General features: G+C 65.3%; 13 protein-coding genes. 8 read left to right on the top strand and 5 right to left on the bottom strand.

What is annotated here, in order from left to right; genetic code table 11:
* Window positions 1-102 precede the first annotated feature (102 nt).
* A complete protein-coding gene (gene hpaR / locus P6U28_RS07325; RefSeq protein WP_122404228.1) occupies window positions 103-621 on the bottom strand; it encodes a homoprotocatechuate degradation operon regulator HpaR in 519 nt (172 codons plus the stop codon).
* Between the two features lie 111 nt (window positions 622-732).
* Here hpaR and hpaH point away from each other — a divergent pair, with 111 nt between their 5' ends.
* The 6 genes from hpaH (at window position 733) to P6U28_RS07295 (ending at window position 7,147) form a co-directional block, all read left to right on the top strand.
* Window positions 733-1,539 carry a 2-oxo-hept-4-ene-1,7-dioate hydratase gene (gene hpaH / locus P6U28_RS07320; RefSeq protein WP_122404229.1) on the top strand — a complete coding sequence of 269 codons (807 nt, stop codon included), beginning with the start codon at window positions 733-735 and terminating at the stop codon, window positions 1,537-1,539.
* Between the two features lie 31 nt (window positions 1,540-1,570).
* On the top strand, window positions 1,571-1,969 hold the full coding sequence (locus P6U28_RS07315) for a 5-carboxymethyl-2-hydroxymuconate Delta-isomerase (RefSeq protein ID WP_122404230.1): 399 nt from the start codon (window positions 1,571-1,573) through the stop codon (window positions 1,967-1,969).
* Entirely contained in the window at window positions 1,962-3,500 is a 1,539-nt protein-coding gene (gene hpaE / locus P6U28_RS07310) for a 5-carboxymethyl-2-hydroxymuconate semialdehyde dehydrogenase (RefSeq protein ID WP_209294345.1), read from the top strand. The genes P6U28_RS07315 and hpaE overlap by 8 nt, the downstream gene beginning before the upstream one ends.
* 140 nt (window positions 3,501-3,640) lie before the next feature.
* Entirely contained in the window at window positions 3,641-4,624 is a 984-nt protein-coding gene (gene hpaD / locus P6U28_RS07305) for a 3,4-dihydroxyphenylacetate 2,3-dioxygenase (protein WP_122404232.1), read from the top strand.
* Entirely contained in the window at window positions 4,624-5,493 is an 870-nt protein-coding gene (locus tag P6U28_RS07300; protein ID WP_122404233.1) for a fumarylacetoacetate hydrolase family protein, read from the top strand. Before hpaD ends, P6U28_RS07300 begins: the two co-directional genes overlap by 1 nt.
* A 25-nt stretch (window positions 5,494-5,518) precedes the next feature.
* On the top strand, window positions 5,519-7,147 hold the full coding sequence (locus P6U28_RS07295; protein WP_209294347.1) for a thiamine pyrophosphate-dependent enzyme: 1,629 nt from the start codon (window positions 5,519-5,521) through the stop codon (window positions 7,145-7,147).
* A 63-nt stretch (window positions 7,148-7,210) separates the two neighbouring features.
* On the opposite strand, the gene alkB is transcribed toward P6U28_RS07295, so the two are convergent.
* From alkB to P6U28_RS07275, 4 genes are all read right to left on the bottom strand, one after another.
* A complete protein-coding gene (gene alkB / locus P6U28_RS07290; protein ID WP_122404235.1) occupies window positions 7,211-7,864 on the bottom strand; it encodes a DNA oxidative demethylase AlkB in 654 nt (217 codons plus the stop codon).
* 9 nt (window positions 7,865-7,873) lie between these two features.
* Window positions 7,874-8,620 carry a 2OG-Fe(II) oxygenase gene (locus P6U28_RS07285; RefSeq protein ID WP_209294348.1) on the bottom strand — a complete coding sequence of 249 codons (747 nt, stop codon included), beginning with the start codon at window positions 8,618-8,620 and terminating at the stop codon, window positions 7,874-7,876.
* Window positions 8,621-8,772: 152 nt separating this feature from the next.
* Window positions 8,773-9,459, bottom strand: a complete 687-nt coding sequence (locus P6U28_RS07280) for a DUF2848 domain-containing protein (RefSeq protein WP_122404237.1) — start codon at window positions 9,457-9,459, stop codon at window positions 8,773-8,775.
* Entirely contained in the window at window positions 9,452-10,801 is a 1,350-nt protein-coding gene (locus tag P6U28_RS07275) for an amidase (RefSeq protein WP_122404238.1), read from the bottom strand. Before P6U28_RS07275 ends, P6U28_RS07280 begins: the two co-directional genes overlap by 8 nt.
* Before the next feature lie 175 nt (window positions 10,802-10,976).
* Here P6U28_RS07275 and P6U28_RS07270 point away from each other — a divergent pair, with 175 nt between their 5' ends.
* A complete protein-coding gene (locus P6U28_RS07270) occupies window positions 10,977-11,390 on the top strand; it encodes a Zn-ribbon domain-containing OB-fold protein (protein ID WP_122404239.1) in 414 nt (137 codons plus the stop codon).
* Between the two features lie 3 nt (window positions 11,391-11,393).
* Window positions 11,394-12,533, top strand: a complete 1,140-nt coding sequence (locus P6U28_RS07265; RefSeq protein ID WP_122404240.1) for a thiolase C-terminal domain-containing protein — start codon at window positions 11,394-11,396, stop codon at window positions 12,531-12,533.
* The last annotated feature ends 138 nt before the right edge of the window (window positions 12,534-12,671 follow it).

Here is a 12,671-nt window from a genome sequence, read left to right as displayed (position 1 = left end):
CCCTGTTGCTCTCACTCGCCGCGGATCGCATTGGGCCGCACTTTGAGCGAAAAAAAGCGTGAATGTCCATGGCTCTGACCGCGCACGCACGCATATCTGGGCTCATCCCTCCGCGAGGGTATCATCCGCGCTTCGGAGCCCGGCGAGGCTGTGCTCGAGTTCGCCGAGCATCTCCTGCAATTCGGCGAGCTTACGTGCGCCAAAGCGCCGCGTAATCTCGGCATAGATCGCTTCCGACGTCGGTGCCACCGCGGCCATCAGCTTCACGCCCTCCTTCGAGATCGAGACCATGCTGCGACGCTGGTCCGCCTTCGCCGTCTTGCGCTCGATCAGGTTGCGCGCCTCGAGGTCGCGCAGGATGCGCGACAGACTCGGCCCGAGCAGGAAGGCCGTACGCGCGAGTTCCGTGACCTCGACAGCCTCGATGGCCGCCAACGCCCGCAGGATACGCCATTGCTGCTCGGTCAGGCCGTGCTCGCGCAGCGAGGGCCGGAACTGCCGCATCACCGCCTCGCGCGCCCGCAGCAGCGACATCGGTAGCGAGCGCGAGAAGTCGCGCATCGGCACCTGGCGCGCGGCAGGCACGCTTCCGTTGGCGGGGTCAGCCGGTCTCTTGCTCATGACGCCCTTTCAGACTGCAAAACGTTTGCAGTGCAACAACCCGAGATTCCGTTTGACGCATTCATTTAACATGTTAAGTATCTCCGGGCACCACGATTTGTATGATGACGAATGGCGCTTTCCAACGACGATATCCAGGTCTGCGCGAGGCGTCTGCACCAGGCGGAGAAGACCCGTTCGCAGATTCGCCAGCTCTCCCAGGATTTCCCTGACATCACCATTGCCAATGCCTACGCGATTCAGAAGGCCTGGGTCGACGTCAAGATCGCGGAGGGGCGCATCGTCAAGGGCCACAAGATCGGCCTGACCTCGAAGGCGATGCAGAGCGCGCTCAACATCGACGAGCCGGATTCCGGCGTGCTGCTCGACGACATGTTCTTCGCCGATGGCGGCCTCGTTCCGACCGAGCGCTTCATCGCGACGCGCGTCGAGGCTGAACTCGCTTTCGTCATGAGCAAGCGCCTCACCGGTCCTGCGTGCACGCTGTTCGACGTGCTCAACGCCACCGACTTCGTCGTGCCGGCGCTGGAGATCCTGGACACGCGAATCGAGCGCGTCGATCCCAGGACCAAAGCCACGCGAAAAATCTTCGACACCATCGCCGACAATGCGGCGAATGCCGGCATCGTGCTCGGCGGACGGCCGATCCGTCCGCTCGACGCCGATTTGCGCTGGATCGGGGCGCTCTGCTTCAAGAACGGCCAGCTGGAAGAAACCGGCCTTGCCGCCGGCGTGCTCAATCATCCTGCGACAGCCGTGGCGTGGCTTGCGAACAAGATCGCGCCGCTCGGCCTTGCGCTGGAGCCCGGTCAGGTCGTGCTCGCCGGCTCCTTCATCCGTCCGATCGAGACCCGCAAGGGCGACACAATTCAAGCCGACTATGGCGCCTACGGCTCGGTGAGCTGCTACTTCGCTTAAGGCGGACAAGAAGACAGGGAGTGAAACCGCGATGCCGCATTTCACCATCGAATATTCGGCCAATCTCGATGGCCGTCTCGACATCGGCGCGGTCTGCGAAGTGGTGCGCAAGGCGGCGGTCGAGACCGGCATCTTCCCGCTCGGCGGCATCCGCGTCCGCGCCGTGAAGTGCGAGCATTATGCGATCGCCGACGCGCGGCAGGATTACGGCTTTCTCGACATGGTGCTGCGCATCGGCGAGGGCCGCGACCTTCCCACGCGCCAGAAGGCCGGCGAGCAGGTCTTCCAGGCGCTCTCAAGACATCTCGATCCCGTTTTCGCCGCCAGCAAGTTCGCCCTATCGTTCGACATGCAGATCAACGACAAGGATACGAGCTGGAAGCGCAACAACATCCACGACGCCCTGAAAGTAGAGGCTGCCCATGGATAAGCCCACGCCGAAAGCCGACGTATTTCAGGCCAACCGCGACCGCGTCGCGCCGCTGCTGAAGACGCTGCGCGCTGATGGCATCGGCCACACGATTGACGGCAAGACCGTCGCCTCGATCTCGGGCGAGACATTCGAGACCAAATCGCCGGTCGATGGCGCCGTGCTCGCCAGCGTCGCGCGTGGCAATGCGGAGGATGTCGACGCGGCAGCAACGGCCGCGGCGATCGCCTTCAAGTCCTGGCGCGACATGGGGCCTGCGATGCGGCGCAAGCTGCTGCATCGGGTGGCCGATGCGATCGAGGACAATGCCGAAGACATCGCCGTGCTCGAATGCATCGACACCGGACAGGCCTATCGCTTCATGGCCAAGGCCGCGATCCGCGCCGCAGAGAACTTTCGCTTCTTCGCCGACAAATGCGCCGAAGCGCGCGACGGCCTCAACACGCCGAGCGACGAGCACTGGAACATCTCGACCCGCGTGCCGATCGGCCCCGTCGGCGTGATCACGCCGTGGAACACGCCGTTCATGCTCTCGACCTGGAAGATCGCCCCGGCGCTGGCCGCCGGCTGCACTGTCGTGCACAAGCCGGCCGAGTGGTCGCCGGTGACGGCCTCCATTCTGGCGAGGCTCGTGAAGGAAGCCGGCGTTCCCGACGGCGTGCTCAACACCGTGCACGGCTTTGGCGAAGAGGCCGGCAAGGCTCTGACCGAGCATCCCGCCATCAAGGCGATCGGCTTCGTCGGCGAGAGCGCGACCGGCTCGGCGATCATGGTTCAGGGCGCGCCCACGCTGAAGCGGGTGCATTTCGAGCTCGGCGGCAAGAACCCCGTGATCGTGTTCGACGATGCCGATCTCGACCGCGCGCTCGATGCCGTCGTGTTCATGATCTACTCGCTCAACGGCGAGCGCTGCACCTCATCAAGCCGCCTGCTGATCCAGCAGAGCATCGCGGAGAAGTTCGTGGAGAAGCTGACCGCGCGCGTGAAGGCGCTCAGGATCGGCCATCCCCTCGATCCCGCCACCGAGATCGGGCCGCTGATCCACGAGCGCCACCTCGCAAAAGTCTGCTCCTATTTCGACGTCGCACGCCAGGACGGCGCGACCATCGCGGTCGGCGGCAAGGCCTATGACGGCCCGGGCGGCGGACACTATGTCGAGCCGACGCTGGTGACCGGCGCGCACGGCAAGATGCGCGTGGCGCAGGAGGAGGTGTTTGGCCCGTTCCTCACGGTATTGCCGTTCAAGGACGAAAAGGACGCCGTCGAGATCGCCAATGACATCCGTTATGGCCTCACCGGCTATGTCTGGACCAACGACATGGGCCGCGCGCTGCGCGTTGCGGATGCGCTCGAGGCCGGCATGATCTGGCTGAACTCGGAGAACGTCCGCCATCTGCCGACGCCGTTCGGCGGCATGAAGGCCTCCGGCATCGGCCGCGACGGCGGCGACTATTCATTCGACTTCTACATGGAAACCAAGCACGTCTCGCTGGCGCGGGGCACGCACAAGATTCAGAAGCTGGGAATTTAACGCTTCGTCGTTCCGGGGTGACGGGACCGCGCAAGCGCGGCCCGGAGAACCCGGAACCTCGAGATTCTCAGGTGCGCAATTGCGCACCATAGTTCGGTCCTGCGGACCGCCCCGGAATGACAGGACGAGGGGAAACGTACATGCCCGTACCGCAACACGTCTTCGAGCCACCGTTCAACATCATCCGCTCCAGCCACGTCGTGCTGGACGTCACCGACCTGAAGCTGAGTCGCTCGTTCTACGAGACCACCGTCGGCCTGCATGTCGAGGACGCCGACGACAAGGTCGTGTACCTGCGCGCCGCCGAGGAGCATCAGCATCATTCGCTGGTGCTGCGCAAGGCAGCCGTGCCCGCCTGCAACAGGCTCGGCTTCAAGGTCGGCAACGACAAAGATCTCGACAAGGCGGCCGCGTTCCTGTCCGAGCACGGCCTCAGCTACGCCTTCGCCGATCAGCCGTTCCAGGGCCGCACGCTGCAGTTCACCGATCCCTTCGGCTTCCAGATCGAGCTCTATGCATCGATGGATCGCCGACCGCATTTGCTGCGCCGCTACGACCTCTACCGGGGTTGCCATCCGCAACGGCTCGACCATTTCAACGTGTTCGCTGCCGAAGTGCAGGACACGATGGAGTTCTACGCCCGGCTCGGCTTCCGCCTCACCGAATATGCCGAGGAGGACGGCCCGAACGGGCGCATCGCCGCGGCCTGGATGCATCGCAAAGGCAATGTCCACGATTTTGCCATCACCAACGGCAAGGGCCCGCGGCTGCACCATTTCGCCTATTGGACGCCGACGGCGATGAACATCATTCATCTCTGCGACGTCATGGCCTCGCAAGGGTTCGTGAAGAACATCGAGCGCGGCCCGGGACGTCACGGCATCTCGAACGCGTTCTTCCTCTATGTCCGCGACCCCGACGGCCACCGCCTCGAGCTCTACACCAGCGATTATTTCACCGGCGATCACGACCATGAGCCGCTGCGCTGGTCGTTGCGCGATCCGCGCCGCCAGACGCTGTGGGGCGCGCCTGCCCCGCGCTCCTGGTTCGAGCAAGGCTCGCCCTTTACGGGCCAGGCAGTGCGCGAGCCGAGATTCGTGGCCGACGTGCTGGTGGCGGATTGATGATACTCCCCCGCCTCGCCACCTATTCCGTCAAGGGTGCAACCCGCTATGGTGCCGTCGTGGACGGCGGCATCATCGATCTGTCGGCGCGTTACGCTAAGGACTATCCGACCCTGCGCGAGGTGATCGCGGCCGGCAAGCTCGTGAGCCTCGCCGAGGAGGCCACCGGCCGCACGCCCGATCACGCGCTCGCCGACATCACCTGGCTGCCGCCGGTGCCCGCGCCGGAAAAGATCATCTGCATCGGCGTCAACTATCCCGACCGTAACGCCGAATACAGGGACGGCCAGGACGCGCCGAAATATCCCAGCATGTTCATGCGGAGCCCACGCTCCTTCGTCGGCCACGACACGCCGCTGGTCCGCCCGCGTGCTTCCGCGCAGCTCGACTATGAGGGCGAGATCGTGCTGGTGATCGGCAAGCAGGGCCGGCACATTCCAGAAAGCGCCGCGCTCGACCACATCGCGGCGCTGACGCTGTGCAACGAGGGCTCGGTGCGCGACTGGCTGCGTCATGCCAAGTTCAACGTCACCCAGGGCAAGAACTTTGACTCCAGCGGCAGTCTCGGCCCGTGGCTCGTGCCCTACACATCGGAATCGCAGATTGCGGACATTCGTCTCACCACGCATGTCAACGGCGAGCTCAGGCAGGACGATCGCACCAGCCGGTTGATGTTTCCGTTCCGCTATCTCATGAACTATATCTCGACCTTCGCAACCCTCGTCCCCGGCGATATCATCGTCACGGGCACGCCGACCGGAGCGGGCGCGCGGTTCGATCCGCCGCGATACCTGAAGCCCGGCGACGTCGTCGAGATCGCGGCCGAGGGCATCGGCGCTCTACGCAACGGCATCATCGACGAAGCCTGACCAACAACCAAAGTGGAATAGTGCAATGACCACCCTCACCGGCGGCGAAGCGATCGTAAGCGGGCTCGTCGCCCATGGCGTCGACACCGTGTTCGGCCTGCCTGGCGCGCAAGTCTACGGCCTGTTCGACGCGTTTCATCAGGCCCAGCTCAAGGTGATCGGCGCGCGGCATGAGCAGGCCTGCGGCTACATGGCATTCGGCTATGCGCGCTCGAGCGGCCGACCCGGCGTGTTCAGCGTGGTGCCAGGCCCCGGCGTGCTCAATGCCAGCGCGGCTCTGCTCACCGCGTTCGGCTGCAACGAGCCGGTGCTGTGCGTCACCGGCCAGGTGCCGACGCCGTTCCTGGGCAAGGGCCGCGGCCATCTGCACGAGATGCCGGACCAGCTCGCGACCTTGCGCACCTATGTGAAATGGGCCGAGCGCATCGAATATCCCGGCAACGCGCCGACGGTCGTCGCGCGCGCGTTCCAGGAGATGATGTCGGGACGGCGCGGTCCCGCCTCGGTCGAGATGCCCTGGGACGTTTTCACCCAGCGCGCGAATACGGCAGCTGCCCAGGTGCTGGAGCCGCTGCCCGCGCCGCAACCCGATCCTGATACGATCAAGCAGGCGGCCGCGCTCATCAAGGCGGGCAAGTCGCCGATGATCTTCGTCGGCAGCGGCGCGATCGACGCGCGCGAGGAGATCCTCGAGCTTGCCGAGATGATCGATGCGCCCGTGGTCGCCTTCCGCAGCGGCCGCGGCATCGTCTCCAACGCGCACGAGCTCGGCCTTACCATGGCGGCGGCCTACAGATTGTGGCCGACAACCGATTTGATGATCGCGATCGGCACGCGCGCGGAGCTGCCGGCATCCGGTTTCCGCTGGCCCTGTCAACCGAGCGGCCTGAAATCCATTCGTATCGACATCGATCCGGCCGAGATGCGCCGGCTCGCCGCCGATGTCGGGATTGTCGCCGATGCGAAGGCCGGCACCGCCGATCTCGTCGCCGCCGTGAAGAAGGTCGGCTATGCCAAGGGCCGCGGCCGGCGCGGAGACATCCGCGAAGCCACTGCGGCGGCGCAATCAGAGATCCAGCGCATCCAGCCGCAGATGGCCTATCTCGACATCCTGCGCGAGGTGCTGCCGCACAACGCGATCGTCACCGATGAACTGTCGCAGGTCGGCTTCGCCTCCTGGTACGGCTTCCCGGTGTACCAGCCGCGCACCTTCATCACCTCGGGCTACCAGGGCACGCTCGGCTCGGGCTTTCCGACCGCCCTCGGCGCCAAGGTCGCCAACCCCGACAAGCCGGTGGTGGCGATCACCGGCGACGGCGGCTTCATGTTCGGCGTGCAGGAGCTTGCCACCGCCGTGCAGTTCAACATCGGCGTGGTGACGCTCGTGTTCAACAACAACGCCTATGGCAATGTCCGACGCGACCAGCGCGAACGCTTCGACGGCCGCGTGGTGGCGTCGGACCTCGTCAATCCGGATTTCGTCAAGCTCGCGGAGTCCTTTGGCGTGGCCGCAGCACGCGTGACCGCGCCCGATCAGTTCAAGGCGGCGATGGAGAAGGCGCTCAGCCATGGCGGGCCGTATCTGATCTCGGTCGAGGTGACCAGGGATTCGGAGGTGAGCCCGTGGGCGTTCATTCATCCGCCGAAGCCTTAGTGTCGTTCCGGGGCGATGCGCACCATAGTTCGCGCTAGCGCGCGCCACCGGAACGACGGGTCCCTAGCGCGTCCTGCGAAATGTCAGATTGATCCGCTTCCTTCCCAGCAGCGGATGCTCGCCATCGGCGAGCGGCGCGACGCCGTGATAGGCGAGCCTGCAGGCCCCGCCCCAGACCACGACATCGCCATGAACTAGTCGGAAGCGGCGCGGCTTGTCGGCGCGCGCGAGGCCGCCGAACAGGAAGGTCGCGGGCAGGCCGAGCGAGACCGAGACGATCGGCGCGGAATAATCCAGCTCGTCCTTGTCCTGATGCAACGACAGCCGCGTGCCGGGCTCGTAGCGATTGACGAGGCAGGCATCGGGCGCAAAGCCGGCAAAGCCGCCCTGCTCCGCCGCGCGGCGGGCGAGATCGCAAAACACCGGCGGCATCGCCGGCCAAGGCGCGCCGGTGCGCGGATCGATGGGATCGTAACGATAGCCGGTGTGATCGGTGATCCAGCCGCGCTCGCCGCAATTGGTCATCGCCACCGACATCTGATAGCCGCCGGGCGTGGTCATCCGGCGGAACGGCGATTGCGCGACGATGGCCCGCACCGCATCGACCAGCTCGCTCTCGATCGGCTTGACGAAGCCGCGCAGCAGCACGGCACCGTCCGCGATCTGCTCGCGTGAGCGCTGCGCCTCGGCGACATTGTCGAACAGATCACCCGTCAATCGCAGCGCTCATTTGGCATCGTGGAAGATCACACCCAGCGTGTGGCGACGGCCGGACCTGATACGGCTGACGCCATGGCGGAGATTAACGCGGTAGGTGCCGCGTGTCCCCTGCACCGGGCGGTGATGCACAGCGAAGGCGACCGCATCACCCTGCGCGAGCGGCACCACCTCGACGCGGGACTGCATGCGCGGGCGCTGCTCGGTCAGCACGAACTCGCCACCGGTGAAATCGCGTCCGGGCTCCGAGAGCAGGATCGCGACCTGGAGCGGGAACACGTGCTCACCATAGAGGTCCTGGTGCAGGCAGTTGTAGTCGCCAGCCTCATATTGCAGCAGCAGCGGCGTCGGCCGCGCCTGCCCTGCCTCGTGACAGCGCTTCAGGAATGCCGCATGCGCTGTGGGATAGCGGATGTCGATCCCCATCGCCTCGTTCCAGCGATTGGCGACGGATTGGAGATGCGCATAGAGCGCCGGGCGCAGCTGCGCGATCAGCTCGGGCAGCGGATAGGAGAAATATTTGTACTCGCCGCGACCGAAGCCGTGGCTGCTCATGACGATGCGGCTGCGGAAGTGCGTATCGTCCGGATAGAGTTCGGCCATGGCGCGGCATAGGTCCGACGTCAGCAGGTTCTTCAGGACGGCGCAGCCTTGGGAGTCGAGCTCCGCGGTGATTTGCGGCCAATCCAGTGCGTCGATCTGCCCGGCGAGGTCAATGGAGGGAGAATGGGACGATTTGCGTGCGGTTGCAGTCATGGCTGCGACTCTCGCAATACGACGCCCCCCCGGCCACCCGATTTCCGATGACTATCCCCCGCCATTGCGAGGAGCCCTTGCGACGAAGCAATCTAGAGTCCCTGCTCGGAACCAGCCTGCATTGCTTCGCTCGCAACGACGGCGGGGAGAGATCAGCCCCTCACCGGCAGCGTCACCACGTCGTAGCCGTGCTTGATCGTGCGCTTCAGCACGGGATCTTCAATCTCGAAATCGAAGCGGTCGGCAGGGCGGATGCCGCCTTTGGCGGCGAAGGTGCCGCCGAACATGGCGCAGCCATCGGGCAGCTTCCCGCCATCAAAGCCGCGCGCGATGAGGTCGGCGACCGGGAGCATCGCATCCAGCGTGCCCTCTTGGTAGAGCACGCGCTCGCCTTTGATCGTGGCGTAGGAGCGCAGGATCATCTTGTCCCAATGACCGATGACGTCCTCGAGCTCCCACAGCGTCGAGGCGATCGGCTTGTCGCACATCTGCTTGGAGACCGTGACGCTATAGGCCTCGACCTTGCGGTCGGTGTGATCGGAGCCGCAGCCGACGAAGATGCGGCCCTGCCAGCCGATCAGCACGAACTCGACCTCGCCGCTGGAATCGCCGCCGCTGCATTCGATGCGGTCTTCCTGGGTCAGCCGCCGCGCCGAGGCGCGGTAGTAGATCGGCGTGGAGGCCGGCGGGGCGATGCCCATCTCCTGTAGCTCGGCGATGTGCTTGTCGCGCGCGACCGGATCGCGGCCGGTCCAGCCGGCGATGACCATCTGGTCGATCGCCAAGGTCAGCGGCGTGGTGGTGTCCTGGGCGTCGATGGTGAAAGTGAGGTCAAACACGAATGACGGCCTCCATGCCGGCGGCAAGTTCAAAGATACGGCGATCCGAGCCGCCCGCGCCCGCCAGCATCAGGCCGACCGGGACGTCGCCCGCGCGATGACAGGGCAGCGAGATGGCGCAGCCGTCGATCATGTTGATCAGGGTGCAATTGCGCAGCGCGCGCAGGTTCTGAGTGGTGAAGGCCTTGTCGTCGGCGAGATCGGAAATCTTCGGCGGCGTGTTGGCGGTGGTCGGCAGCACCAGAGCGTCATAGGGCGCAATGCGCGCATTGACGCGCGCGATCAGCGAGCGGCGCTCGTTGAGGAGATCGATGTAGTCGGCCGCGCTCTGCGCCTCGCCGCGCATGATGCGCACCGACACGCGAGGATCGTAGACGTCGCCCTTGGACGTGATGAGATAGCGGTGCCAGGCATAGCTCTCGGAGGCAGCGAAGCCGCCCTTGGCGTTCATCGGGCCGATGTCGTGGAATTCGGACATCTCGATGCGCTCGATGGCGGCGCCATGGTCGGCAAGCGTCTTCAGCGCGCGCTCAAAGGTCTCGGAGACCTCCGCATCGAGATCATCGAGCGCGATCGTGGTGGGCACCGCCAGCCGCATGCCCTTTACGGGCCGCGGCTTCAGCGCGACGATGGGCTCGTTCGCGAGCACGGCATCGAGTATGGCACAGCAGCTGACCGATCGCGCCAGCGGCCCGATGCTGTCGAGCGAGAACGACAGCGGCACGGTGCCATCGAGCGGCACGCGCCGCTGCGTCGGCTTGTAACCGACGATGCCGTTGAAGGCGGCTGGAATGCGGCAGGAGCCGCCGGTGTCGGTACCGAGCGCGCCATGCGCCATGCCGTCGAGCACGGAGACCGCCGCGCCGGAGGAGGAGCCGCCGGGCACGTGACCTTCGGCCCGGTTCCAGGCGCCCTTCGGCGTGCCGTAATGCGGATTGATACCGATGCCGGAATAGGCGAACTCGGTCATGTTGGTGCGGCCGATCAGCACGAAGCCGGCCTTGCGCAGCCGCGATACCGTGGCCGCGTCCTGCTCGGCCGCCGGGGAATCGTCGAGCGCGCGGGAGCCGGCGCGCGTCACCTGGCCCTTGATGTCGAAGAGGTCCTTGATCGAGATCGGGATGCCGGCATAGCGCGACGGCGCCGCCTTGACCTTGCGCAGGGCATCCATGGCATCGGCGGTGGTCAGCGCCGCGTCCTTATCGACATGGATGAAGGTGCGGCGGCCCTCACCGGCGGGGTCGGCGATCTTGGCGAGGCATGCCTCGACCAGCTTGCGGGCGGTGGTGCGGCCGCTTTCGAGGTCTTCGGCGAGCTTCGCCAGTGTCGGAAAATCGGGCATGTCTGTCTCACGGAATATTTCGCGCGCAATCTATAGCGCTGGCTCGGTTCGACACAAGCATTGTGCGCATGATGGCATGCATGCGCATTGCTGGACCGTTGACGCACGATGGTCGATTGTCGCATCAAGATCGAAACAGGCGGGCGTGAAGCCTGCCCTTGGGAGGGCGTTCCGAATGGCCGAACCGCAGCGCGCGCGACCGAAACCGACGCCGGAGACCCAGCATTTCTGGGACGGCACGAAAGCCGGCGAATTGCGCCTGCAGCGCTGCGATGCCTGCGCGCATGTCTACTTCCCGCCGCGCCCGTTCTGCCCCTCCTGCGCCTCGCGCAAGGTCAGCATCTTCAAGGCGAGCGGCAAGGGCTTCCTCTACAGCTACGTGATCAACCATCGCCCCGCCGCGCCGGGCTTCACGCCGCCTTACGCCATCGCGGTGGTCGAACTCGACGAAGGCCCGCGGATGATGAGCAACATCATCGATTGCCCGCAGACGCCTGAGGCACTCGAGCTCGACATGAAGCTCGAGGTCGCTTTCGAGGCACTCGACGACAAGATCACCCTCCCCGTGTTCCGTCCGGTGAAGGGGTAAGTCATGCGCAGGAACCAGGTTGCCGTCGTCGGCGCGGCCGAGACGACCGAGCTCGGTGTCATCCCCAACGCCTCGCAGCTCCAGCTCCATGCGGATGCGGCGCTCAATGCCATTGCCGACGCCGGGCTGAAGCTGTCCGACATCGACGGCTTTGCCACCGCGGTCGAAACACCGCAGCAGGTCTGCCACTATCTCGGCATCAAGCCGACCTGGGTGGACGGCACCTCGGTCGGCGGCTGCTCTTTCATGCTGCACGTCCGCCATGCGGCGGCGGCGATCGAGGCGGGCCTGTGCAAGACGGTGCTGATCACCCATGCCGAGAGCGGCAAGTCGATGATCGGCAAGCTGCCGCGCTCGATTCCCGCAGACAGCCTGCAGGGCCAGTTCGAAGCGCCCTATGGCGTCTACGGCCCGCCGAGCATGTTCCCAATTCCCGTGCTGCGCTTCATGAAGACCTACGGCATCACGCATGAGCAGCTTGCTTCGGTGGCGGTGGTGCAGCGGGAATGGGCGGCGAAGAATCCGCGCGCGATGATGAAGGACCCGATCACGGTCGCCGATGTGCTCAACTCGCGTATGATCGCCTATCCGTTCCGGCTGCTGCAATGCTGCCTCGTCACCGACGGCGGCGGCGCGCTGATCCTGACCTCGGCCGACCGTGCCAGGGATTTTCCAACGAAGCCCGTCTACATCATGGGCACGGGCGAGAGCGTGGAAACGCCGATGGTCAGCCAGATGGAGACGTTCAACTCCTCGCGCGCGTTCAAAGTTGCGGGCCCGCTGGCCTTCAAGGAGGCCGGCATCACACACAAGGACGTCGATCACCTCATGATCTACGATGCCTTTGCGCATCTGCCGCTGTTCGGCCTCGGCGATCTCGGCTTCATGCCGTACGAGGAGACCGGGAAGTTCATCGCCGACGGCAACACGCGGCCGGGCGGGAAACTGCCCCTCAACACCAATGGCGGCGGTTTGAGCTACATGCATTCCGGCATGTACGGCATGTACGCGCTTCAGGAGAGCGTGCGCCAGATGCGCGGGATAGCACCGGCGCAGGTGCCGAATGCGAAGATTTCGGTGTGCCATGGCGTCGGCGGCATGTTCGCGGCATCAGGCACGATCGTGTTCACGAACGAGAGGTAAGCGGCTCGGACAACATTTGCTCGTCATTGCCGGGCTTGACCCGGCAATCCATCCTCTTCTGAAGATGGATGCGCGGGTCACGCCCGCGCATGACGAGCTTGGTTAGCTGCGGCCGCGACGGCAACATAGAGAGGCTAG

Source organism: Bradyrhizobium sp. STM 3561, assembly GCF_045571455.1.
In the GTDB taxonomy this organism is placed as follows: Bacteria; Pseudomonadota; Alphaproteobacteria; order Rhizobiales; family Xanthobacteraceae; genus Bradyrhizobium; species Bradyrhizobium vignae.
The sequence above is the reverse complement of the archived record's forward strand: the minus strand, read 5'-3'. Positions and strand labels throughout refer to the sequence as shown.